This window comes from Nocardioides sp. (assembly GCF_036374615.1).
Lineage (GTDB): Bacteria > Actinomycetota > Actinomycetes > Propionibacteriales > Nocardioidaceae > Nocardioides.
Map to the genome: position 1 here is coordinate 23,512 of NZ_DASUTK010000202.1, position 22,071 is coordinate 45,582.

At 72.1% G+C, this 22,071-nt stretch carries 26 protein-coding genes and 1 riboswitch; of the genes, 3 read left to right on the forward strand and 23 right to left on the reverse strand.

Annotation, left to right across the window (positions count from 1 at the left end; translation table 11 throughout):
• Positions 1-31 precede the first annotated feature (31 nt).
• Positions 32-595 carry a 4-amino-4-deoxy-L-arabinose transferase gene (locus VFZ39_RS15790; protein ID WP_330866740.1) on the forward strand — a complete coding sequence of 188 codons (564 nt, stop codon included), beginning with the start codon at positions 32-34 and terminating at the stop codon, positions 593-595.
• Here the strand turns inward: VFZ39_RS15790 and VFZ39_RS15795 are convergent.
• The 15 genes from VFZ39_RS15795 to VFZ39_RS15865 form a co-directional block, all read right to left on the reverse strand.
• Positions 587-1,042, reverse strand: a complete 456-nt coding sequence (locus VFZ39_RS15795; protein WP_330866741.1) for a PH domain-containing protein — start codon at positions 1,040-1,042, stop codon at positions 587-589. The genes VFZ39_RS15790 and VFZ39_RS15795 overlap by 9 nt on opposite strands.
• Positions 1,026-1,913, reverse strand: coding sequence for an ATP phosphoribosyltransferase (gene hisG / locus VFZ39_RS15800; protein ID WP_330866742.1), 888 nt, complete (start codon positions 1,911-1,913; stop codon positions 1,026-1,028). The genes VFZ39_RS15795 and hisG overlap by 17 nt, the downstream gene beginning before the upstream one ends.
• Positions 1,914-1,920: 7 nt before the next feature.
• Positions 1,921-2,184: a phosphoribosyl-ATP diphosphatase gene (locus tag VFZ39_RS15805; protein WP_330866743.1), complete on the reverse strand. Its 264-nt coding sequence runs from the start codon at positions 2,182-2,184 to the stop codon at positions 1,921-1,923.
• A gap of 11 nt (positions 2,185-2,195) precedes the next feature.
• Positions 2,196-2,681: a 6,7-dimethyl-8-ribityllumazine synthase gene (gene ribH, locus VFZ39_RS15810; RefSeq protein WP_330866744.1), complete on the reverse strand. Its 486-nt coding sequence runs from the start codon at positions 2,679-2,681 to the stop codon at positions 2,196-2,198.
• Positions 2,678-3,922, reverse strand: coding sequence for a bifunctional 3,4-dihydroxy-2-butanone-4-phosphate synthase/GTP cyclohydrolase II (locus VFZ39_RS15815; protein WP_330866745.1), 1,245 nt, complete (start codon positions 3,920-3,922; stop codon positions 2,678-2,680). The genes ribH and VFZ39_RS15815 overlap by 4 nt, the downstream gene beginning before the upstream one ends.
• On the reverse strand, positions 3,919-4,608 hold the full coding sequence (locus tag VFZ39_RS15820; protein ID WP_330866746.1) for a nicotinamide mononucleotide transporter family protein: 690 nt from the start codon (positions 4,606-4,608) through the stop codon (positions 3,919-3,921). The genes VFZ39_RS15815 and VFZ39_RS15820 overlap by 4 nt, the downstream gene beginning before the upstream one ends.
• Entirely contained in the window at positions 4,605-5,234 is a 630-nt protein-coding gene (locus VFZ39_RS15825; RefSeq protein ID WP_330866747.1) for a riboflavin synthase, read from the reverse strand. The genes VFZ39_RS15820 and VFZ39_RS15825 overlap by 4 nt, the downstream gene beginning before the upstream one ends.
• 108 nt (positions 5,235-5,342) lie before the next feature.
• Positions 5,343-6,410 (reverse strand): bifunctional diaminohydroxyphosphoribosylaminopyrimidine deaminase/5-amino-6-(5-phosphoribosylamino)uracil reductase RibD, encoded by a 1,068-nt coding sequence (gene ribD, locus VFZ39_RS15830; RefSeq protein ID WP_330866748.1) that lies wholly within the window; start codon positions 6,408-6,410, stop codon positions 5,343-5,345.
• A gap of 78 nt (positions 6,411-6,488) precedes the next feature.
• Positions 6,489-6,633: riboswitch (FMN riboswitch) on the reverse strand.
• Positions 6,634-6,782: 149 nt separating this feature from the next.
• Positions 6,783-7,442, reverse strand: a complete 660-nt coding sequence (gene rpe, locus VFZ39_RS15835) for a ribulose-phosphate 3-epimerase (RefSeq protein ID WP_330866749.1) — start codon at positions 7,440-7,442, stop codon at positions 6,783-6,785.
• A 9-nt stretch (positions 7,443-7,451) separates the two neighbouring features.
• Positions 7,452-8,414 (reverse strand): non-homologous end-joining DNA ligase, encoded by a 963-nt coding sequence (gene ligD, locus VFZ39_RS15840; protein ID WP_330866750.1) that lies wholly within the window; start codon positions 8,412-8,414, stop codon positions 7,452-7,454.
• Between the two features lie 17 nt (positions 8,415-8,431).
• On the reverse strand, positions 8,432-9,397 hold the full coding sequence (locus VFZ39_RS15845; RefSeq protein ID WP_330866751.1) for a hypothetical protein: 966 nt from the start codon (positions 9,395-9,397) through the stop codon (positions 8,432-8,434).
• A gap of 131 nt (positions 9,398-9,528) precedes the next feature.
• On the reverse strand, positions 9,529-10,851 hold the full coding sequence (locus tag VFZ39_RS15850; protein WP_330866752.1) for an RsmB/NOP family class I SAM-dependent RNA methyltransferase: 1,323 nt from the start codon (positions 10,849-10,851) through the stop codon (positions 9,529-9,531).
• Positions 10,844-11,776 carry a methionyl-tRNA formyltransferase gene (fmt, locus tag VFZ39_RS15855; RefSeq protein ID WP_330866753.1) on the reverse strand — a complete coding sequence of 311 codons (933 nt, stop codon included), beginning with the start codon at positions 11,774-11,776 and terminating at the stop codon, positions 10,844-10,846. Before fmt ends, VFZ39_RS15850 begins: the two co-directional genes overlap by 8 nt.
• A gap of 10 nt (positions 11,777-11,786) precedes the next feature.
• Positions 11,787-12,332 (reverse strand): peptide deformylase, encoded by a 546-nt coding sequence (gene def / locus VFZ39_RS15860; RefSeq protein WP_330866754.1) that lies wholly within the window; start codon positions 12,330-12,332, stop codon positions 11,787-11,789.
• Positions 12,333-12,355: 23 nt separating this feature from the next.
• Positions 12,356-13,108, reverse strand: a complete 753-nt coding sequence (locus tag VFZ39_RS15865) for a TetR/AcrR family transcriptional regulator (RefSeq protein WP_330866755.1) — start codon at positions 13,106-13,108, stop codon at positions 12,356-12,358.
• An 88-nt stretch (positions 13,109-13,196) separates the two neighbouring features.
• Between VFZ39_RS15865 and VFZ39_RS15870 the strand changes: the two genes are divergently transcribed.
• Together VFZ39_RS15870 and VFZ39_RS15875 are read left to right on the forward strand one after the other, a co-directional pair.
• Positions 13,197-14,207: an ATP-binding cassette domain-containing protein gene (locus VFZ39_RS15870; protein WP_330866756.1), complete on the forward strand. Its 1,011-nt coding sequence runs from the start codon at positions 13,197-13,199 to the stop codon at positions 14,205-14,207.
• The gene (locus VFZ39_RS15875) at positions 14,204-15,040 is read left to right on the forward strand and encodes an ABC transporter permease (RefSeq protein ID WP_330866757.1); all 837 of its coding nucleotides are present in this window, start codon (positions 14,204-14,206) and stop codon (positions 15,038-15,040) included. Before VFZ39_RS15870 ends, VFZ39_RS15875 begins: the two co-directional genes overlap by 4 nt.
• A 22-nt stretch (positions 15,041-15,062) precedes the next feature.
• Here the strand turns inward: VFZ39_RS15875 and VFZ39_RS15880 are convergent, their stop codons facing one another.
• From VFZ39_RS15880 to pyrF, 8 genes are all read right to left on the reverse strand, one after another.
• Entirely contained in the window at positions 15,063-17,069 is a 2,007-nt protein-coding gene (locus VFZ39_RS15880) for a primosomal protein N' (protein ID WP_330866758.1), read from the reverse strand.
• 53 nt (positions 17,070-17,122) lie between these two features.
• Positions 17,123-18,325: a methionine adenosyltransferase gene (gene metK, locus VFZ39_RS15885; RefSeq protein ID WP_330866759.1), complete on the reverse strand. Its 1,203-nt coding sequence runs from the start codon at positions 18,323-18,325 to the stop codon at positions 17,123-17,125.
• Positions 18,326-18,410: 85 nt separating this feature from the next.
• Positions 18,411-19,625, reverse strand: coding sequence for a bifunctional phosphopantothenoylcysteine decarboxylase/phosphopantothenate--cysteine ligase CoaBC (coaBC, locus tag VFZ39_RS15890; protein WP_330866760.1), 1,215 nt, complete (start codon positions 19,623-19,625; stop codon positions 18,411-18,413).
• Positions 19,626-19,736: 111 nt separating this feature from the next.
• Positions 19,737-20,069 (reverse strand): DNA-directed RNA polymerase subunit omega, encoded by a 333-nt coding sequence (gene rpoZ / locus VFZ39_RS15895; RefSeq protein WP_330866761.1) that lies wholly within the window; start codon positions 20,067-20,069, stop codon positions 19,737-19,739.
• 27 nt (positions 20,070-20,096) lie between these two features.
• Positions 20,097-20,690, reverse strand: a complete 594-nt coding sequence (gmk, locus tag VFZ39_RS15900) for a guanylate kinase (protein ID WP_330866762.1) — start codon at positions 20,688-20,690, stop codon at positions 20,097-20,099.
• Positions 20,691-20,711: 21 nt separating this feature from the next.
• Positions 20,712-21,041 carry an integration host factor, actinobacterial type gene (gene mihF, locus VFZ39_RS15905; RefSeq protein WP_330866763.1) on the reverse strand — a complete coding sequence of 110 codons (330 nt, stop codon included), beginning with the start codon at positions 21,039-21,041 and terminating at the stop codon, positions 20,712-20,714.
• A gap of 125 nt (positions 21,042-21,166) precedes the next feature.
• Entirely contained in the window at positions 21,167-21,619 is a 453-nt protein-coding gene (locus VFZ39_RS15910; RefSeq protein WP_330866764.1) for a hypothetical protein, read from the reverse strand.
• A partial coding sequence (gene pyrF / locus VFZ39_RS15915; protein WP_330866765.1) for an orotidine-5'-phosphate decarboxylase occupies positions 21,616-22,071 on the reverse strand: 456 nt, incomplete at its 5' end. The genes pyrF and VFZ39_RS15910, both read right to left, overlap by 4 nt.

A 22,071-nucleotide genomic window follows, 5' to 3' on the forward strand; every position in this document is an offset into this window, starting at 1 on the left:
AACCGCCCGGACCGCGACCTAGCCTGTCCTCGTGCCCGACCTCGACCCCACGGACGTGTCGAGGGTGCTCGACCTCGCACTCTCACGGCCGCCGAGCCTGGGACCCGGACGGCTCGTGTGCGTGGACGGCCCGGCCGGCTCGGGGAAGACGACTCTGGCCGAGGCGCTCGTACGTCGTCAGCCCGGTGCCGCGGCCGTGCACATGGACGACCTCTTCGAGGGCTGGGACGGACTCCCGACGGTGGACCGCCAGCTCGGGACGCTGCTGTCGCCGTTGGCGCAGGGGCTCGAGGGTCGCTACCGCCGATGGGACTGGCATGCGTCGAGCTGGGGCGAGCAGGTCACGGTCCGACCCGTGCCGCTACTGGTGGTCGAGGGCGTCGGGTCCGGGTCGCTGGTCGCGGAGCCGTTCACCACCGTGCTGGTGTGGGTGGAGGCGCCGTACGACCTGCGGATGCGTCGCGGCATCGCACGCGACGGAGACGACTTCGCGCCGTTCTGGGAGCGCTGGGCCGCAGCCGAGGCGCTCCACTTCGCCACGCATCGGACACGCGAGCGAGCCGATCTCGTGGTGAACGGTGCTGGATCAGGCTGAGCCGTAGCCCTGGTTGATCAACAGCCGCAGCTCGGCCACCGCGCGCCGCGCGCGCGCACCGTCCGAGCCCTGGATCCCCATCGCGGACTGGCTGGTGCCGTCCGCCAGGTCGAGCACCGCCCACGGGGCCCCGGGGGCGAGGTGGACCGCCAGCACCTCGGCCCATTCGTACTCGTGGCGGCGGTATCCGTTGACGACGACCAGCCCGGTCTCCTCGGCCCGGACCCGACTGCGTCCCAGCGCGTAGCCCGCGCCGTACAGGAGCAGCCCCATCGCGACGATCGTCGCGCGCTGGAACGGGCTGAAGGCGTCGCGGACCTCCTCGTCGAACGAGAACCACGCGAACGCGCACACGAACAGCAGCGCACCGCCGAAGAGCCAGCCGGCCAGCCGCACACCGAGCGGCCGCCAGGTGTGGGGCAGGGCAGGCTCAGAGACGGCAGGCATGGATGTCGGTGAGCAGGATGCCCCGCGCACCGAGGTCGTAGAGCTCGTCCATCAGGCGCTGGGCGCCGGTTCGCGGGACCATCGCCCGGACCGCGACCCAGTCCTCGCGATGCAGCGGCGACACGGTGGGGCTCTCGATGCCGGGCGTGAGCGCGACCGCGTCGGAGACGCTGGCCACGGGGATGTCGTAGTCCATCATCACGTAGGTCCGGGCGACCAGGACGCCGTCGAGCCGGCGCCGGAACACCTCGAACCCGACCGGGGTCTCCTGCCCTCGGGTGATGAGGACCGCTTCGGAGTCGAGCACGACGTCGCCGAAGGTCTCGAGTCCGGCGGCGGTGAGGGTGCTCCCGGTCTCGACCACGTCGGCGATCACATCGGCCACGCCGAGCTGGATGCTGGTCTCGACCGCACCGTCGAGCCGGGTCACGGTCGCCTCGATCCCCTTCCGCTCGAGGAACGAGGTCACGATCCCGACGTACGACGTGGCGATCCGCAGTCCGGCGAGGTCGCCGAGGTCGGTGTAGCGCCCGGTCGGGCCGGCGAACCGGAACCGGCTGCGACCGAAGCCGAGGCCCATCACCTCGTCGGCCTTGGCGCCCGAGTCGAGCAGCAGGTCGCGGCCGGTGATGCCGACGTCGAGGGTGCCCTCACCGACGTACAGGGCGATGTCGCGAGGCCTCAGGTAGAAGAACTCCACGCCGTTCTCGGTGTCGAGCAGCCGCAGCTCCTTGGCGTCGTGGCGCTGGCGGTAGCCGGACTCACGCAGGATCTCCTGCGCCGACTGCGACAGCGTCCCCTTGTTGGGGACGGCGACCCGGAGCAGGCGGTCGCCGCCCGGGGTTGTGCTCGCGGTGCTTGGTGTGGTCATCGGGGCCTCAGAGGTGGGAGTAGACGTCGTCGAGCGTCAGGTCGCAGGCGAGCATCAGCACCTGCGCGTGGTAGAGCAGCTGGCTGATCTCCTCGGCCGCGCGGTCGGCGGACTCGTGCTCGGCCGCCATCCAGGACTCCGCCGCCTCCTCGACCAGCTTCTTGCCGATGGCGTGCACCCCGGCGTCAAGCTGCTGCACGGTGTGCGAGCCGGCCGGCCGCGAGGCGGCCTTGTCGCTCAGCTCGGTCCACAGCTCCTCGAACGTCTTCACGCGGAGAAATCCTAGTCGTAGCCCCGGCGGACCGAGCGCAGCGTCTGCGCGGTGGTCAGCGCGGCGGCCGCGGCGTCGTACCCCTTGTCCTCACGCGAGCGGGTGAGTCCTGCCCGGTCCAGCGCCTGCTCCTCGCTGTCACAGGTGAGCACGCCGAAGCCGATCGCGGTCTGGTGGTCGAGCGCGACCCTCGTCAGCCCGTCGGTCGCCGCGGAGCAGACGTACTCGAAGTGCGGCGTACCACCGCGGATCACGACCCCCAGCGCGACCACCGCGTCGTATCCCTGCGCGGCCAGTGCGTCAGCCACCACCGGCAGCTCGAACGTCCCGGGCACCCGCACCAGGTGCGGCGCCTCCACCTGGTAGTCACGGCAGGCCCGCTGCGCGCCCCCGATCAGGCCGTCCATGACCGTGGCGTGCCAGCTCGCGGCGACGATCGCCACCCGCAGGTCGTGGCAGTCGGTCGGCCGCTGGTCCGGCGCTCCCGCTCCGGTCACGACCTCCCCCTCTCCAGGTCGGGCAGGACGTGTCCCATCCGGTCGCGCTTGGTCAGCAGGTAGGCCAGGTTGTGGTCGTTGGGATGCGGCGTGAGTGGCACCCGCTCGACCACCGGGACACCGTAGTCCCTCAGGCTGGCGGTCTTGGCGGGGTTGTTGGTCAGCAGCCGGACGCTGCCGATGCCGAGATCGCGCAGGATCTGGGTCGCCGTGCCGTAGTGGCGTGCGTCGGCGGGCAGCCCGAGGTCGAGGTTCGCGTCGACCGTGTCACGGCCGCCGTCCTGGAGCGCGTAGGCCTGCAGCTTGGCGACCAGCCCGATGCCGCGGCCCTCGTGCCCGCGCAGGTAGATCACGACCCCGCGACCGGCCTCGACGACCCGTCGGAGCGCCTCGTCCAGCTGCGGTCCGCAGTCGCAGCGGTGGCTGCCGAAGACGTCCCCGGTGAGGCACTCCGAGTGGACCCTGGCCAGGACCGGCTCGTCGCCGGTCACGTCGCCGTGCACGAGGGCGAGGTGCTCACCTCCGTCGACCGTGATCCGATAGCCGTACGCCGTGAACTCGCCGTGCTCGGTCGGGAGCCGGGTCTCGGCGACCCGCTCGACCAGCACCTCGGTGCGCCGGCGGTAGTGGACCAGGTCGTCGATCGAGATCATCACCAGCCGATGCTCGTCGGCGAAGTCGCGCAGGTCCTGTCCGCGCTTCATGGTGCCGTCATCGTTGACGATCTCGACCAGCACCCCTGCCGGTGTGAGGCCTGCGAGCCGTGCCAGGTCGACCGCCGCCTCAGTGTGACCGCGGCGCACCAGGACCCCGCCCTCCCGGTAGCGCAGCGGGAAGACGTGCCCGGGCCGGGTGATCTCCCACGGCTCGGTCGCCGAGTCCGCCAGCACCCGAGCGGTGTGGGCCCGGTCGGCGGCCGAGATCCCCGTCGTGACACCGTCGCGCGCGTCCACGGAGACCGTGTAGGCGGTCCGGAGCCGGTCCTCGTTGTGCGGCGCCATCAGCGGGATCTCGAGTCGGTCGAGCATGTCTGCGGGCATGGGCACGCAGATCACGCCGCTGGAGTGGCGGATGGTGAACCCCATCAGCTCCGGCGTGGCCTTCGACGCCGCGAAGATCAGGTCGCCCTCGTTCTCGCGGTCCTCGTCGTCCACGACCACGACCGCGCGGCCGGCCGCGATCTCGGCGATCGCCTGCTCGACGGGGTCGAGCCGGATCGCGTCCTGACGCTCGGCAGTCACGCAGCCACTTCCTCCGCCGCGTCCGGGCCGGTCGGCTCCCGCTCGGCGGCCCGCTGCGCGCGCCACCAGGCGATGAAGCCGACGACACAGAAGCCGCCGTAGAAGACGTACATCGCGGCTGTCGGGTAGAAGCCGGCCCGGACCAGCGTGGTCACGCCCACGATGTCGACCAGGATCCACACCAGCCAGAACTCCACCCAGCCGCGCGCCATCCCGTAGGTGGCGAGCATCGAGCCGGCCAAGATCCACGCCTCGGTCTGCGGACCCCACGAGCCGATCTGCAACAGCAACAGGTACGCCGCGCCGTACCCGGCCGCCGCGAGCCCGATCAGCGCCAGTCGCTCGCGGGCCGTGGCCCATCGTGGCGTGATCGCCCCGCCGTCGGCGGCACCGCCTGCCGCACGGGACCGGCTCCAGCGGTACCAGCCGTAGAGCGAGACCGCGATGAAGAACACCTGTCGGCCCGCCTGGCCCCACAACGGGTCGGAGGAAGCGCCGCTCAGCTCGCCGGTCACGAACACCGTGAAGAGCAGCACGTTGCCGACGACGCCCACCGGCCAGGCCCACACAAGCCGCTTCATGCCCAGGATCGCGCTGGCGAGCCCGAACAGGTTGCCGACGACCTCGCGGGCGAGGAGCTCGCCTCCGGCGACGGGGATGGTGCCGTGCAGCAGCCAGTCGATCATGTGCTTCCTCCTGTGTGCGTGCCGGTATAGGTGTCGGTGTAGGCGCGGACCAGCGTGGCCACGTGCTTGGCGATGACGTCGGCCTCCAGGTTGACCGGGTCGCCGACGGCACGGGTCCCGAACGTGGTGCGTGTGAGCGTCTCGGGGATCAGGCTGACCGTGAACCGGTCGGCTCCGGCCTCGACGACGGTGAGGCTGACGCCGTCCACTGCGATCGAGCCCTTGTCGACGAGGTACGGCGCGAGCTGTTCGGGCAGGCCGATCGTGACCAGGTCCCAGTGCTCGCTGGGCCGCCGGGCCAGGACCGTGCCGACAGCGTCGACGTGTCCCTGCACCAGGTGACCCCCGAGCCGGGTGGCGAGCGTCGCGGCCCGCTCCAGGTTGACCCGGTCGCCGGCGACCAGTCCACCGAGCGAGGTCTTGTCGAGCGTCTCCTGCATCACGTCGGCGGTCCAGCTGCTCTCGTCCCGGCTGCTCACCGTGAGGCAACAGCCGTTCACGGAGATCGAGTCGCCGAGCCGGGCGTCCTCGAGCACGGTGCGTGCCCGCAGGGTCAACCGGACCGCGTCGCCCTGGTCCTCGACGGCAGCGACCGTGCCGAGCTCCTCGACGATGCCGGTGAACATCAGCGCGCCCCTCCGGCCGGGGGTTTCGACGCTCGCTTCGCTCGCACCTCAACCACCGGCCCCTCGAAATCTCGCACCTCAACCACCGGCCCCTCGACACCTCGCACCTCAACCACCGGACCTCTCGACCGCCGGCGTCATGGTGAGTCGGATGTTCGTGTCCTCGCCGCCCCGGCCGTCGTGCCCCGTGCCGTGCAGAACGGTGACGTCGATGACGCGGAGGTGCAGCGCATCGCTGATGGCGTGGATCCCCAAGTCGGCGACCGCCGCGGAGCCGGCACCGAGGAGCATCGGTGCGACGTAGGCCACGACCTCGTCCACCAGCCCGGCACGCAGGAACGCTGACGCGACCGTCGGCCCGCCTTCGAGGAAGACGTGGCGCAGATCGCGCGCGTAGAGCGTCGCGAGGACTTCGTGCGGGTCGCGCGTACGCAGGTGGAGGGTCTCGGCGCGGTCGTTGAACACCCGGCGGCCCGGGTCGAGGCTGCGCTCCCCCATCACCACCCGCAGCGGCTGCACGGGCAGCGGCTGGTCGACCTCGTCGCGGACGGTCAGCTCCGGGTCGTCCACGACCACGGTGTTGGCTCCGACCAGCATCACGTCGCACTCCCCGCGGAGCCGGTGCGTGTCCAGCCGCGCGGCCCGGCTGGAGACCCATCGACTGGTCCCGTCGGCGGCCGCGCTGCGCCCGTCCAGGGTGGCGGCGAACTTCCAGGTGACGAACGGCCGACCGTGCTCGACGGCGAACGTCCAGGCCCGGTTGAGGGCGCGCGCCTCGTCGAGCAGCAACCCGCCCTCGACCTCGAGGCCGGCGTCCCGGAGGGCTACCGCCCCGCCACTGGCCAGCGGGTTGGTGTCGGGCTGGGCGTAGACGACCCGGCGGACGCCGGCGTCGATCAGGGCCGGTGCGCACGGGCCGGTACGGCCGGTGTGGTTGCAGGGCTCCAGGGTGACCACGGCCGTGCACCCACGAGCGGCCTCGCCGGCGACCGCCAGGGCGGCGGCCTCGGCGTGCGGCGTACCGCTGCCGCGGTGGAAGCCTTCGGCGACCTCGGTGCCGTCCTCGGCCAGCAGCACGCAGCCCACCCGGGGGTTGGGTCCCAGCGGCACACCAGGCGAACCGGCCAGCACCAGGGCGCGACGCATCGCGTCGCGTTCCGCCTCGGTGAAGGCCATGACGCTCACTCCCGGTCCGGTCGGTGCTCACGGTTCCGGGAGGGGTGACCGCGCACCCGCTGCACGGGTACGTTGTCGCCGCGTGCTGCTTCTCATCCGGACTTTGACCGTCGGTCCAGGAGTTCCACCTGGTCAACCGGCCACCGTCCCCTCGTCGGGTTCTGTGACCGGGTCGCGGACTGTCACCGCCGGTGCGGAGTTCCACCGCCCCCAGAGCACGCGAGCACTGTTTCATCGTGGTACTGCTTCATCGTGTTGCTGAGTCAACAGTTGCTCTGCGCGGAAGAGCCTACTACTCGCGGCGCTCGTCGTCGTGATGAGGTCGGCTGCTGGAACCCGTAGGCGACACGGCAGGGTCAGGCCCGCCGAGGGTCAGCCCACAGCTTCGGCGGCAGCCCGCAGGGACGCCACCATCGCGTCGGGGTCGTCGGCCTTGTAGACCGCCGACCCGGCGACGAAGACGTCCGCGCCGGCCTCGGCGCAGCGCCCGATGGTGTCGAGCGAGACCCCGCCGTCGACCTGCAGCCAGGTCTCGACGCCATGCTTGTCCATCAGCTCGCGGGCGCGCCGCACCTTGGGCAGCACCAGGTCGAGGAACCGCTGACCGCCGAAGCCCGGCTCGACCGTCATCAGCAGCACCATGTCGAGCTCGGGCAGCAGGTCCTCGTACGGGTCGATCGGGGTCGCCGGCTTGAGCGCCATGCTGGCCCGCGCCCCGTGGGAGCGGAGCTCGCGCGCCAGTCGGACGGGAGCGGCCGCGGCCTCGACGTGGAACGTCACCGAGCCACAACCCGCCTCGACGTACGCCATCGCCTCTCGGTCGGGTTCCTCGATCATGAGGTGGGCGTCCAGCGGCACGTCGGTAGCCCGTGTCAGCGCCTCGACCATGGTCGGGCCGAACGTGAGGTTGGGGACGAAGTGGTTGTCCATGACGTCCACGTGCACCCAGTCGGCGCTGGGGATCCGCGCCACCTCGGCTCCGAGCGCGGCAAAGTCGGCGTTCAGGATGCTCGGGGTGATCTGGATGGCCACGGCCCGATCCTAGGGCTCCTCCTCGGGCACGGCCGGAGTCTCGGCGCCTTCCGCCTCGTCGCGTGCCGCCCACTCCAGCAGCGGCGCGATGTCGAAGACGTGGTCGTCGATGTCGTGGTGCAGGTCTCCGAGCTCGGCGTATCTCGCGGGCATCGTGAACATCGTGAAGTCGTGCGGGTCGCAGTCGGGTACCTCGTCCCACCGCACCGGGGCGGAGACCCGCGCGTCGGGAAGCCCGCGCACGGAGTACGCCGCCGCGATGGTGTGGTCGCGGGTGTTCTGGTTGTAGTCGACGAACAGGTGGTGCGGGTCGCGGTTCTTCTTCCACCACTCGGTGGTCACGTCGTCCGGCGCTCGCCGCTCGATCTCGCGGGCGAAGGCGTGTGCCGCCCGCCGAACGTCGGCGAAGCCGTGGTCGGGCGTGATCCGGACGTAGACGTGCAGCCCCTTGCTGCCGCTGGTCTTGGGGAAGCCGACCGCGCCGAGCTCGTCGAGCACCTCGTGCACCACGCCTGCCACGCGCTGCACCTGGGCGAAGTCGGACAGCGGGCCGGGGTCGAGGTCGATCCGCCACTCGTCGGGCTTCTCGGTGTCGGCTCGGCGGCTGTTCCACGGGTGGAACTCGACGGTCGACATCTGGACCGCCCAGATCACCGCCCCGAGCTCGGTCACGCACAGCTCGTCGGCGGTGCGGTTCCAGCGGGGGAAGTGAAGTCGCACCGTCTCGACCCAGGGCGGCGCACCGGAGGGCAGCCGCTTCTGGTGGACCTTGTCCCCGGCCAGACCCTTGGGGAAGCGGTGGAGCATGCACGGCCGCTCGAACAGGGCGTTGACGATGCCGTCGCCGACGGCGAGGTAGTACTCGACGAGGTCCAGCTTGGTCGCGCCGGACTCCGGGAAGTAGACGCGGTCGGGGTTGGTGACCTTGACGACCCGGTCGTCGACGTCTACCTCGATGAACGGCGAAGCCATGCCCGCGACGTTAGCGGTCAGCCGCCCGGGGCAGGCGTCACCTCGACCCGCACGATCCCGGAGAAGTGCTCGTTCGCGTAGCTCCGCCCGGCGAAGAACCAGCGGTACTCGGTCGTCACCTCAGGAGTGACGGTGGCCGTGACGGTGCCGTCAGCCGCGGCCGCGACGGTCTCGGCGACGGTGTGGAACTCCGCCGCTCCCTCGGGGCGGGCCTGCAACGTCAGCGTCGCACCCATGGCCCTGCCCAGCCCCTCCGAGACGCCGCTGATCGCGACCTGCTCGCCCGGCTGAACATGACCCTTGGTTGCTTCGATCGTGGTGGTCACGGACCAGCCGTCGAGGTCGTACGTCGTGACGGAACCGGGGAGCCCGGTCCGGATCGCGTCGACGCTGAAGGTCTGACCGTCGCAGCCGAAGCCGACCAGCACGTACCCCGGGCCGTCCCCGTGCGCGGCCGTGAAGGCGTCGATCGTGGCCGAGCCTCCGCGGCCGCGGACTGCGCCGGAGGCGGAGTCGTACCGGGTCCACCGGTAGGTCAGCGTCGAGGTGTCGACCTGCTGCCAGCCGGGTGCCGCGGTCAGATTCGCCTGACCCGACCACACCTGGCCCCGGGCCATGCCGGGTGCGAGGTACCAGACGTACGCGACGCCTGTGCTGCCGCCGTCAGCGCCGCGCACGGCCAGGGTGGAGACGGCCGTGGACACCGAGGAGAAGAGACTGGCCGAGCCGGCGGCGGTCTGCGTGCCCGGCAACGTCAGGTCGACCGCGCGACTGCCGAGCGGCGCCGCGTCGTCTCGCCTGAGCATCGCCTGAGGGCCCCGCTGGTCGACGTGGAACAGGTCGACGCAACCGAAGTAGGTCAGCGAGGTGCCGGATGCGGGAAGGCTCGTGCCGGGGACCACGACCGTCTCGTCCGCCCACGCCGAAGTGGGTGCCAGCCCGAGAACCAGGGCCAGCACCGCGATGGCGGTCCAGCGTCGCATCTACCTTCCTCCCCCTGGTGGCCCGCCGAGTCGGGCCACTGTGTCCATTGAACGGCACGCGCCCCAGCGCGTCCATGCCGGACCTCGGATCTACGTAACGAAATAGGCAACGTTTGACGCTCCCGTGACGCTCACCCGGCGGAACGACGCACCTGGGCCGCGAACATGGCGTCGGTCGCGTGCCGGTGCGGCCACAGCTGGATCGTGTCCGGGATCGGCCCGGCTGCGTCCGGGACCTCGAGCGAGACCGGCTCGAGCTCGCCCCGTCCGGTCAGGTCGGCGACCACCTCGGCGGTCTCGGCGAGGACGGGCGAGCAGGTCGCGTAGAGCACCACTCCGCCCGGACGGACCAGGTCGAGGGCGGAGTCGAGCAGGGCGCGCTGGAGCGGCACGAGATCGGCCAGGTCGGCCCGTTGCCGGCGCCAGCGGGCCTCGGGTCGCCGACGCAGCGCGCCGAGGCCCGAGCACGGCGCGTCCACCAGTACCCGGTCGAAGGAGCCCGCCGCCCAGGGCGGTCGCCGCCCGTCGTACGTCGTGACCTCCTCGACCCCTTCGGCGGCGGCCAGGGCGCGGCGGACCAGGTCGGCCCGGTGTGGCTGCACCTCGTTCGCCACCAGCCGCGCCCCGCGCTGGGCGGCCAGCGCCGCCAGCAGCGCGGCCTTGCCACCTGGGCCGGCGCACAGGTCCAACCAGCGCTCGTCGCGCCCTTCCAGCGGCGCGGCCGCAGCCGCCACGGCGACCAGCTGGGAACCCTCGTCCTGCACTCCCGCGCGTCCCTCGGCCACCGCCGGCACGGCCCGCGGGTCGCCCTCGCTCATCCGCACGCCGTACGGCGAGAACGCGGTGGGCTCGCCGGGCAGCTCGCTGGGGTCCGACCGGCCGGGGCGAGCCACCAGCACCACCTCCGGCGGGTCGTTGTCCGCGGCCAGCAGGTCGGACAGCTCCTCGGCCCGGTCGCCGAGCGAGCTCGCCAGCTCGGCCACGACCCAGCGCGGGTGGCTGTGGGCGACCGCGAGGTGGCCGATCGGGTCCGCGGCGGCGTCCGGCGCGACCCGGTCGACCCAGCCGGCGAGGTCGTGCTCACCGACCCGGCGCAGCACCGCGTTGACCAGGCCTGCGGACGGGGCCCCGGTGCGGGTCCGCGCGAGGTCGACCGTGGCGCTGACCGCCGCGTGGGCGGGAACCCGCATGGCGAGCAGCTGATGAGCGCCGAGCCGCAGCACGTCGCGGACCCGGGGCTTGACCTTGCCCCGGTCGAGGCACGCGTCGATCACGGCGTCGTACAGGCCGAGGCCGCGCAGCGTCCCCGCTGCGAGCTCGGTGGCGAAGCCGGCGTCGCGGCCCGTCAGCCGCTGGTCGCGCAGCACCTGCGCGAGCGCCAGATTCGCGTAGGCGTCATCGACCCGGACCGCCCGCAGCACCTCGTAGGCGGCGAGCCGGGGCGCGTCAGCCATCCCCGAGCCGAGCGTCCGCCCGGGGGCGCAGCCCGCGCGCCCAGTCGGCCGCCGGCATCCAGTTCTTGCCGAACGCCTTGACGTCACCGAGCAGTACCGGAGCGGTGGCCGTCCCCACGTGCACGGCGTGCTTGGTGACCTCGAGCCCACCTGGTGGCAGTGGGTCGTGGTCGCCGGCGATGGAGACCGGGCCCAGCTTCAGCCGCTCTCCGTCGTACGTCGACCAGGCCCCGGGGGACGGTGTGCACGCCCGGACCAGTCGGTCCACCGCGGGCGCTGGGGCCGACCAGTCGATCCGTGCGTCCTCGACCGTGATCTTGGGCGCCACCGTCACCCCGTCCGGCTGCTGCTCGCGCGGGTCGAGGGTGCCATCGGCGAGACCGTCGAGCGTGGCGACCAGCAGGCCGGCGCCGCCCTCGGCGAGCCGCGCGAGCAGCTCACCGGCGGTGTCGCGCGGGCGGATCGTCTCCGTCATCACCCCGAAGACCGGCCCGGCGTCCAGCTCGCGCACGATCCGGAACGTGGTCGCGCCGGTGACCTCGTCGCCGGCCAGGATCGCGTGCTGGACCGGTGCAGCACCACGCCAGGCCGGCAGCACCGAGAAGTGGAGGTTGACCCAGCCGAGCGGCGCGATGTCGAGCGCGCTCTGCGGCAGCAGCGCCCCGTAGGCGACGACCGCACAGCAGTCGGGCGCGAGCGCCCGGAGCTCGTCCTGGAAAGCGGGGTCGCGTGGGTGCTCGGGCTTCAGCACCGGAACGCCGAGCTCCTCGCCACGCTGCGCCACCGGGCTGGAGACCAGCTGCCGCCCCCGGCCCGCGGGCGCGTCGGGACGGGTGAGGACCGCGACCAGCTCGTGGCCGCTCGCAGCGATCGCCTCGAGGGAGGGAAGCGCCACCTCGGGCGTCCCGGCGAAGACGACGCGCATCAGCGTGAGGTCACAGGCCGAGGCCGTTGGTGGGATGCGGGCTCACCTTGACGGTGGGCTGGTCCATCCCGAACCAGTCCGACTCGCGGATCGCCTTCATCGCGACCTTGCGGGCCTCGGCGTCGAGCCGGTCGATGAACAGCACGCCGTCGAGGTGGTCGGTCTCGTGCTGGATCGCCCGGGCGAGCAGGTCACTGCCCTCGATCGTCACCGGCTCGCCGTGCATGTCGAACCCGCGGGCGACCACGGAGAGCGCCCTGGTGCAGTCGAAGCTCAGCTCGGGGATCGACAGGCAGCCCTCCTCGCCGTACTGCTCCTCCTCCGAAAGGTCGAGGACTGGATTGACCAGGTGACCCACCTCCCCGTCGACGTACCAGGTGAAGACCCGCAGCCCGACTCCGATCTGCGGAGCGGCGAGCCCGGCACCCGGGGCGTCGAGCATGGTGTCGGTGAGGTCGGAGACCAGGGTGTGCAGCTCGCGGTCGAAGTCCACGACCTCGATCGCGCGCTGCCGCAGCACCGGGTCTCCGAAGAGCCGGATCGGTTGGATGGCCACGCGGTGAGTCTAGGAGGGCGACCTCAGCCGCGGTTGCGGACCTGGACGTCGAGGCCGTCGAGCAGCCAGGTCAGCCCGAACTCGAAGAACTCCTCCGGCGGCTGCGCGAACGCCGTCTCGGACAGGCCCTGCATCTCCGGGAACGCACCGGTCCGCATCGCCGCCTCCATCACCGGAGCCTGGGCCGCCCAGAACTCCTGGTCGGTGACCCCGGTCCGCCGTTCGGCGAGGACCGGCGCATTGACCATCCGGGCAGCGCCCTGGACGAAGGAGTCGATCAGGCTGATGACCGCCACCCGTTCCTGGTCGGAGAACCCGGTGCCGGCGAGCGCGGCCAGGGCGAGCTCGAACGAGGCCATGGCGTTCGGGCCCAGCACCGGCCGAGACTGGTCGACCCACGGCAGCCACTTGTGCTCGGTGTAGAGCGTCCAGAGGCCGCGTGCCATGGTCTCCATCGCCGTGCGCCAGTCGTCACCCAGTGAGGTGCAGTCCTCCGGCGGCTCGTTGACCCGGTCGAGCATCAGGTCCAACAGCTCGGCCTTGCCGGGGACGTAGCGGTAGAGCGACATCGTTCCCACCCCCAGCTCGGAGGCGACCCTGCGCATCGAGAGCGCCTCGAGGCCGTCGGCGTCCGCGACCCGGATCGCCGTGTCGACGATCAGCCGCACGCTCAGCTGCGGCTTGGGGCCGCGCGTGGCGGTGCCCCCGGCGAACGCCCACATGATTGCGAGGCTGCGATGGACGTCGCCCTCGCCGCTGCGCTGCTGGTCGCTCACGGAGCCTCCGGAAATGGGTGGTGCCTGATCTGCGTAGCATGTACGCTGATCGCTCGTACGTCGTACGCAGTTTAGCGGGGAGGGTCGGATGAGCACCACTGGACACGCCATCGAGGCGGCCGGACTGGTCAAGCGGTTCCGGGAGGTGACGGCGCTGGACGGGTTCGACCTCGAGGTGCCCTCCGGCAGCGTCCACGGCCTGCTCGGCCCCAACGGGGCGGGCAAGACGACCGCCGTCCGGGTGCTGACGACCCTGATCCGCCCCGACGGCGGCACCGCGCGCGTGGCGGGGCTCGACGTCGTGACCGAGCCGCAGGCGGTCCGCGCCCGGATCGGGCTCGCCGGCCAGTACGCAGCGGTCGACGAGGTCCTCACCGGTCGCCAGAACCTGTCGCTGTTCGGACGGCTGTTCCACCTCGGGGCGCGCGGGTCGCGGCGCCGCGCCGACGAGCTGCTCGAGCAGTTCCAGCTGGCCGACGCGGCCGACAAGGCCGTCAAGGCCTACAGCGGCGGCATGCGCCGCAGGCTCGACCTCGCCGCCAGCATGATCCTCGCGCCCCACATCATGTTCCTCGACGAGCCGACGACCGGCCTCGATCCGCGCGGCCGCAACGAGGTGTGGGCGGCGATCCGCGAGCTCGTCCGAGGCGGTACGACGGTGCTGCTGACGACCCAGTACCTCGACGAGGCCGACCAGCTGGCCGACCGGGTCTCCGTGATCGACCGCGGACGCACGATCGTGACCGGCACACCCTCGGAGCTCAAGAACACGGTCGGCGCCGACCAGATCGAGGTGCAGGCGGCCGCGGGCACCGACCTCGCCCGCGTGGCGGCAGCGTTCGACGGGATCACGACCGCTGCGCCGGAGGTGTTCCCCGACCTGAGGCGGGTCGTGGCGCCGGTGGGCGATCGGGTGGCGGCACTCACTGCGCTCGCCTCCCGCCTCAGCACGGAAGGCCTGGCCGTCGACGACCTCAGCCTGCGCCGTCCCACGCTCGACGACGTCTTCCTCCAGCTCACCGGCCACCGGGCGGAGGAGTCCTCCCCCGTCGACCCCGACAGCACCCCGAGCACCGAGCGGCAGGAGGCGACGGCATGAGCACGGACAGCATCCACGTCCCCGACGTCACGCAGGGCATGACGTCCCGGATGCGGTGGGCGGTCGTCGACTGCTGGAGCCTGGTCTGGCGCCAGCTCCTGTACTACCGGCAGCAGCCGACCATCATCTTGTGGCAGCTCGGCTTCCCGATCGTGTCGGTCCTGCTCTTCGTCTACGTCTTCGGCTCGGCGATGGACATCGGAGGCGGCGCGGACTACAAGGACTTCGCCATGCCCGGCATGTTCGCCATGACCATGGCCTTCGGGTTCATGAACACGGCGTACGCGATGGTGATCGACAAGGAGAAGGGCGTCACCGACCGGTTCCGGTCAATGCCGATCGCGCGGTCCGCGGTCGTGACCGGCCGCGGGGTCGGTGACGTGCTCGGCGCCGCGATCGACCTGGCCGTGCTGGCCGTGATCGCGTTGTTCGTGGGCTGGCGGTCCGATGGCGGCGTCCTCGGCACGTTGCTCGCCTTCGTGCTGCTGCTGTGGCTGCGGTTCGCCCTGATCTGGATCGGGGTCTACCTCGGGCTGATGGTGCCTACCCAGGAGCAGGCCGGGAACCTGTTCGCCGTCGCGTTCCCGTTCGGCATGCTGTCGAGCGTCTTCACTCCCCCGTCGCTGATGCCGGACTGGCTGGGCTTCATCGCGATGTGGAACCCCGTCTCCTCGACGGCCAACGCCACCCGCGACCTGTTCGGCAACCCGGTCCCGCTCGGTGACAGCTGGATCGAGCAGAACGCCATGATGATGGCGGTCGTCTGGCCCATCATCATCACCGCGATCTTCCTGCCGCTGGCCGTGCGGAAGTACCAGCGACTGTCGAAGTGAGCCGCTCGCCAGGGCTTATCGCCTAGAGCGTCGGCGGGTCCACCTGCACCCGCACGGCGTCGAGCTTGCGGGCCGACCGGACCCGCTGCAGCTCGCCGAGCGCCCGCGAGAGGGCTGCTCCGCCCGCCCGCGGTGTGCGCAGCACCGCCCGCACCTCGTCGCCGACGGGTACCGGGCCGAGCACGTCGACGCCCTCGGGTGCGCCGAGGAGCGTGAGGGCGTCGTCGAGCGCCCCCGGTTCGCCGGTCATCGTCGCGAGCCGGTACGCCGGTGGCAGCTGCGCCTCGGCACGCTGGGCCGCCTCACGTTCCGCGAACCCGGCCGGGTCCCACCGGACGAGCGCCTGCAGCGCCGGGTGCTCGGGCGGACCGACCGCCACCACCCGGCCTCCCGGGCGGACCAGGGCAGCCGCGTTGCACCAGCGGCGCAACGCCTCCTCCTCGGCCCGCAGATCGGCGCGCCCCAGGGCCAGCCAGGTGTCGAGCAGCAGCACGGCGCCGTAGCCGTCGGGCGCGACCGGCTCGGCTCCCGGAGTGGCCACGACCAGTCCGGGGCCACCGGACGCCGTGGCGCGCACCCGGTCGCCACCGGAGCTGAGCACCGGTACGCCGGGGAACATCCGGCCGAGCTCCTCTGCGGTGCGCCCACCGCCGACGACGGGGGCGCGCAGGCCGCGATGACCGCACTCGGGGCAGGTCCAGGCCGGTTCCTGGGTGCCGCACCAGCGGCAGTGTGGAGGGTCGGCGGGCCCGGCGAGCTCCAACGGCCCTGAGCAATGGGTACAGCGGGCCGGGGTGCGGCAGCGCTCGCAGGCGAGGCTCGGCGCGTAGCCCCCTCGCGGTGTCTGCACCAGTACCGGCTCGGTCGCCAGGGCCGAGCGCAGCACGTCGTACGCCGCTCGCGGCACGCGTGCGCCGCGCTCTCGCTCCCCGGACTCGGCGATCGTCACCGTGACCCGCTCGCGCAGCACCGCGCGCGGCGCCACGATCTCGTGCGCCCATCCGGTGCGCACCAGCTGTTGCGCCTCGACGGTGCGTGCGAACCCGCCCACCAGCAGTGCCGTCTGCTGCTGCTCGGCACGGAGGAGCAGCACCTCACGAGCGTGCGGATAGGGAGCGCGCGGCTCGGCATGCAGGTCGTCGCCGTCATCCCAGATCGCGACCAGTCCGAGGTCGTGGACCGGGGCGAACGCGGCCGCCCGCGTGCCGAGGACGATCCGCCGGTGGCCGCGCGCCACCGCCAGGAAGTCCCGGTATCGGGCCGAGGGACCGACCTCAGCGGTGAGCGTCACGTGGTGGCCGTCGCCCAGCGCGTCGATGAGGGCGGCGTCGACCCGGGCGACGTCGCGGTGGTCGGGAACCACGAGCAGCGCGCCGCGGCCGGACGCGAGCGTGTGGGCGGCGGCCTGGGCGAGCGCGGCGGGCCAGTCGGTGCCGGGTGCCGCGCTCCACACCGCCCGAGGGGAGCCGCCGTCGGCCAGGTGCGCGAGGTACGCCGACGCCGGCTCGTGGCCGGCCCAGGCCCGGGCCGCCGCGTCGGGGTCGGCGGTCACCGGCTCGTCGCGGGGAACCGACGACTGGCGCTCGGTTGTGGCGTGCCGCGGCGGGACGGCCAGCCGGAGCACGTCCGCACGGCTGCCGGCGTACCGCTCCGCGACCGCGCCGGCGAGCGTGACGATCTCGGGGGCGAGCACCGGCTCGGGACTGACCACCCGGCGCAACGGGGCGAGTCGACCAGGGTGCTCGGAGGCGGCGGTCCGGGCGAGCAGGAACCCGTCGACGTCCTGCCCGGCGAAGCGCACCTTGACCCGGGCCCCGGGCACGGCCGAGTCGGCCGCCGTGGCCGGGACGAGGTAGTCGAACGGCCGGTCGAGGTGCGCGAGCGGGACGTCGACCAGCACCTGCGCGACCGGGTCGGTGGCTGCCGGCTCGACCACGGTCGCCTTGCGGGCACGGGTGGCGGCCGCCTTCGCCTTGGAGTCCGCGACCGCTGCTCGGAGGCCGGGCAGCATCTCGGACTGGTCGCTCACGTGGTGTTTCTACCAGCGGGATCCGACGTGCCGACCCCGCGCCCCGGAGCCGGTCAGACGCCCGCAGCCGCCTTGAGGTCGGTGGCGCGGTCGGTCCGCTCCCAGGTGAACTCGGGGAGCTCGCGGCCGAAGTGGCCGTACGCCGAGGTGAGCGCGTAGATCGGGCGCAGCAGCTCGAGGTCGCGGATGATCGCCGCCGGACGCAGGTCGAAGCACTTCAGGACGGCCTGCTGGATGTCGACGTCGGGGATCACGCCGGTGCCGAACGTCTCGACGAACACCCCGACCGGCGCGGCCTTGCCGATCGCGTAGGCGACCTGCACCTCGCACCGGCGGGCCAGGCCCGCAGCGACCACGTTCTTGGCGACCCAGCGCATCGCGTACGCCGCGCTGCGGTCGACCTTCGAGGGGTCCTTGCCCGAGAAGGCGCCACCGCCGTGCCGAGCCATGCCGCCGTAGGTGTCGACGATGATCTTCCGGCCGGTGACGCCGGCGTCGCCCATCGGCCCGCCCACCACGAACTTCCCGGTGGGGTTGACCAGCAGCCGGTAGTCCTCCGAGGGGATGTCGAAGCTCTCGAGGACGGCATCGATCACGTGCTTCTTCACGTCGCTCTCGAGGGTGGCGTGGTCGATCTCCTCGGCGTGCTGGGTGGACAGCACCACGGTGTCGATCCGGACCGGCCGGTCGTCGACGTCGTACTCGATGGTGACCTGGGTCTTGCCGTCGGGACGAAGGTAGGCGAGCGTGCCGTCCTTGCGGACCTCGGTCAGCCGCTGCGCGAGCCGCTGCGCGATCATGATCGGCAGTGGCATCAGCTCGGGCGTGTCGTCGCAGGCGTACCCGAACATCAGGCCCTGGTCGCCCGCGCCCCGCTTGTCGAGGTCGTCCTCCGAGGCGCCCACCCGGGACTCGTGGCCGGCGTCGACGCCGGCCGCGATGTCGAGGGACTGCCCGCCGATCGCCACCTGCACGCCGCAGGTCGCGCCGTCGAAGCCCTTGAGGGACGAGTCGTACCCGATGGCGAGGATCGCCTGGCGGACCAGCTCCGCGACCGGTGCGTAGGCGTTGGTGCGGACCTCGCCCGCCACCACGACCAGGCCGGTCGTGAGCAACGTCTCAACGGCCGTGCGTAGGTTCTCGGGATCGGGGTCGTGCTCCATGAGGTAGTCCAGCACGGTGTCGCTGATCCGGTCGGCGATCTTGTCGGGGTGACCTTCGGTCACCGACTCCGACGTGAAGAGGCGTCCGTCCACTTCTCGCTCACTCTCCGTCGAGGGCAGGGGCCCTGCTGTGGTGTCGATCAAGACTATCGAGGGTCCAGCATGCAAGAGCGACGTCTCAGGCGCCGAATCGGCGGACGACCTCGTCCCACACCAGGTGGGCGAGCGCGGTCTTCGATCCCAGGGGCACCTCGACCGGCTCGCCGTCCCTCGCGAGGATCACGCCCTGGTTGTGCGTGCTGCCGAACACCGCTCCCCCACTGACGTCGTTGACGACGAGCAGGTCGCAGCCCTTGCGGGCGAGCTTGGCCCGTGCCAGGTCGAGCACGGAGCCCGTCTCGTCACCGGTCTCGGCGGCGAACCCCACGATGACCGACCCGGGCCGGGCCCGGTCGTGCGAGATCTCGGCGAGCACGTCCGGAGTCTGCACCAGCTCGAGGCTCGGGGCAGACCCGTCGGCCGGCTTCTTGATCTTGCCGTCACTGGTTGTCACCGGTCGGAAGTCCGCCGGAGCAGCCGCCATCACCACGGCGTCGGCGGTCGCCGTCGCCGAGACGACAGCGTCGCGCAGCTGCCCGGTGGTCTCCACCCGGACCACCTTGACGCCGGCCGGGTCGGGCAGCGACACGTTCGCGCTGACGAGGGTGACCTCGGATCCCCGAGCGGCGGCGGTGCGGGCGAGCGCGTAGCCCTGCCGGCCGGACGACCGGTTGCCGAGGTAGCGGACCGGGTCGAGCGGTTCTCGGGTGCCACCCGCCGACACGACGACGTGCCGACCGGCAAGGTCGGGCTCCACTGCGCCTCGGTCGAGCAGGTCGAGGCACACCTCGAAGATCTCCTCGGGGTCGGGCAGCCGCCCCTTGCCCGTGTCGGCGCCGGCCAGCCGACCCTCGGCCGGCTCGATCACGACCGACCCGCGGTCACGCAGCGTGGCGACGTTGGCCACGGTCGCAGCGTGCTCCCACATCTCGGTGTGCATCGCCGGGGCGAACACCACCGGGCACCGCGCCGTCAGCAGCGTGTTGGTGAGCAGGTCGTCGGCCAGCCCGTGGGCGGCCTTTGCGAGCAGGTCGGCAGTCGCGGGCGCGACCACCACCAGGTCAGCGGCCTGGCCTTTCCGCACGTGCGGCACCTCGTGCACGTCGTCCCACACGCCGGTGTGGACCGGCTTGCCCGACAGAGCTGCCCAGGTCGGGGCACCGACGAACCTCAGGGCAGCCTCGGTCGGGACGACCGTGACGTCGTGGCCCGACTCGGTGAGCAGGCGCAGCAGCTCACTTGCCTTGTACGCCGCGATGCCACCCGAGACTCCGAGCACGACCCGGGGCTTCACGCCCTGAGATGGCAGGGGCTCTGTCCCCCCGAGAGCAGAGTGCCGCTCCCCACCCGGGGGAGCGGCCTCGGCATCAGACGGGGGCGTGGGCGTCATGGCGCAGCGGCCAGGTCACTCGGACGCGTCGAAGTTCGCCTCGAGGGCGGCCTGCTTGCGGGCCTCCTCCTCCGCGGCCAGCTCGGCCGGGTCGACGTCCTCGCAGGTGAAGAGGTCGGCGTTGATCTCGCGCAGCGCGATCGAGAGCGGCTTCTCCTGCACGTGGGTGTCCACGAGGGGTCCGACGTACTCCAGCAGGCCCTCACCGAGCTGCGAGTAGTAGGCGTTGATCTGGCGGGCACGCTTGGCGGCGTAGAGCACCAGCTGGTACTTGCTGTCGGTCTTGGTGAGCAGCTCGTCGATCGGGGGGTTCGTGACGCCCTCGGCGGCGATGGTGGGTCCGGACACGCGTATGCCTCGCAGAAGAGTGGGGATTCAGGAGTCGGCGGACTCCCGCTGATCGTGCTTCATCAAGGCTACCAAGTCCTCCGCAGCAGCGTGAACTTCGTGGTTGACGATGGTGACGTCGAACTCCGCCTCGGCGGCCATCTCCTGCTGCGCGGTCTCGAGCCTGCGGCGCTGCTCCTCGAGGCTCTCGGTACCGCGCCCGGTGAGCCGGCGGACCAGCTCCTCCCACGACGGTGGCTTCAAGAAGACGAACAGCGCGTCCGGCATCGTCTCGCGCACCTGGCGTGCTCCCTGGAGGTCGATCTCGAGCAGGGACGGGATCCCGGTCGCGAGCCGCTCCTCCACCGCCCGCCGCGGCGTGCCGTACCGCGCGGCCCGGTGCACCACCGCCCACTCGAGCAGCTCATCGGCCTCCACCATCCGGTCGAACTCCTCGTCCGACACGAACCAGTAGTGGACCCCGTCCACCTCGCCAGGGCGTGGTCGACGGGTGGTCACTGACACGGAGATCCAGATCTCCGGGTGGTGCTCACGGATCTCGGCCGCGACGGTGCCCTTGCCCACTGCGGTGGGGCCGGCGAGCACGACCAGCCGGTTCCGGCGTACGCCGGCGTCAGCCACGGTGCCCGGAGGCGGGAGCCGTCACGCGCCGGAGCCCCGGGGACCGAACTCCCGCTCCAGCGCGGCGACCTGCTTCGCGCCCAGACCCCGCACCCGGCGGCTCTCGGCGATGCCGAGCCGCTCCATGACCTGACGCGCCCGGACCTTGCCCAGCCCCGGCAACGCCTGGAGCAGGTCGAGGACCCGCATCTTGCCGATCACCTCGTTGGTCTCACCCTCCCGGAGCACGTCGGTGATCGAGGCTCCGGCGTGCTTGAGGCGGTTCTTCACCTCGGCCCGCTCCCGCCGGGAGGCGGCGGCCTTCTCGAGCGCCGCGGCTCGCTGTTCCGGAGTCAGAGGAGGCAGGGCCACGGGTCGCGGACTCCTTCGGCAGGTGGTGGGTGGGTGCGGGTGTCGGGTCAATCTAGTCATTTCCGGATGAGGGCGGCAATGTGGCGCCGGGTCGCCCGCTTCCCTCCCGACCTGTCACCGGCCGCTCATTGGTACAGCGGCGTCTGGCAGACGTCCTTCGCATGCTGCTTGACGCCCTCCCACGCCGCGACCGTCTCCCGGGCCGCGAGCTCGTCCGCGGCGCGAGCGATCGCCTGCTGCTGGTCCTCGGTGACGCCCTTTGGGGGTTGGTCGGCGTCGTACGTCGACGCGTCGACCCCGGCCGCGTCCAGGGCTGTACCGAGACCGTCGAGCGCGTCGAGCAGCCGGTCCCACTCGTCCGCGATGTCGCGCGGTGCCTCCTCGGCGAGCTCGCCGAGTACCGACCGCGCCCGCAACAAGGTGTCGGGCCCCTCCTGCGCCATCAGCTCGGTGAGCTCGACCTGCTGCTCGGCGACCTGCTCGCAGTAGTCGGCGCGCACGTCCTCGGGGCTCTCGCCGCAGCCGGCGAGACCTGGCGTGAGCAGGAGGGGCACCAGTGCCGTCAAGAGGAACCTCACGCCAGCGCCGCGGCGAGGTCGTCGTTGGCACGGTGCACGGCGTCAGTCATCGCGGCGGGGTCCGGCCCGAGCCGCAGCACGCCGCGCGAGGAGCTGGCGAGCACGTGGCGCGCCGCAGCGCCGAAGATGCGGGGGATGTCGGCCGGACCGCCGCCCTGCTCGCCGTACCCGGGGGCCAGCAGCGGGCCGTTGATGGCGAGCCGCTCCCCCGTCTCCCCGACGGTCGCGCCGACGACGGCGCCGAACGACCCGAGCGGCTCGTCGTCGGAGTTGAGAGACGCGAGTCGGGCCAGCACGCCACCGGCCACGGTGCCACCGTCGGGACCGATGGCGTGCTGCACCTCGGGTCCTTCCTTGTTGGAGGTGAGGGCGAGCACGAACACGCCGGCGCCGTGGCGACGCGCGGTCTCGATCATCGGGTCGAGCGAGCCGAAGCCGAGGAACGGGCTCGC

Coding starts and splice junctions, on each gene's coding strand:
- VFZ39_RS15795 (WP_330866741.1), bottom strand. CDS start 1,042: ATGCCTGCCGTCTCTGAGCCTGCCCTGCCCCACACCTGGCGGCCGCTC.
- hisG (WP_330866742.1), bottom strand. CDS start 1,913: ATGACCACACCAAGCACCGCGAGCACAACCCCGGGCGGCGACCGCCTG.
- VFZ39_RS15820 (WP_330866746.1), bottom strand. CDS start 4,608: ATGATCGACTGGCTGCTGCACGGCACCATCCCCGTCGCCGGAGGCGAG.
- VFZ39_RS15825 (WP_330866747.1), bottom strand. CDS start 5,234: ATGTTCACCGGCATCGTCGAGGAGCTCGGCACGGTCGCTGCCGTCGAG.
- ribD (WP_330866748.1), bottom strand. CDS start 6,410: ATGGCCTTCACCGAGGCGGAACGCGACGCGATGCGTCGCGCCCTGGTG.
- ligD (WP_330866750.1), bottom strand. CDS start 8,414: ATGGCTTCGCCGTTCATCGAGGTAGACGTCGACGACCGGGTCGTCAAG.
- VFZ39_RS15845 (WP_330866751.1), bottom strand. CDS start 9,397: ATGCGACGCTGGACCGCCATCGCGGTGCTGGCCCTGGTTCTCGGGCTG.
- VFZ39_RS15850 (WP_330866752.1), bottom strand. CDS start 10,851: ATGGCTGACGCGCCCCGGCTCGCCGCCTACGAGGTGCTGCGGGCGGTC.
- fmt (WP_330866753.1), bottom strand. CDS start 11,776: ATGCGCGTCGTCTTCGCCGGGACGCCCGAGGTGGCGCTTCCCTCCCTC.
- VFZ39_RS15870 (WP_330866756.1), top strand. CDS start 13,197: ATGAGCACCACTGGACACGCCATCGAGGCGGCCGGACTGGTCAAGCGG.
- VFZ39_RS15875 (WP_330866757.1), top strand. CDS start 14,204: ATGAGCACGGACAGCATCCACGTCCCCGACGTCACGCAGGGCATGACG.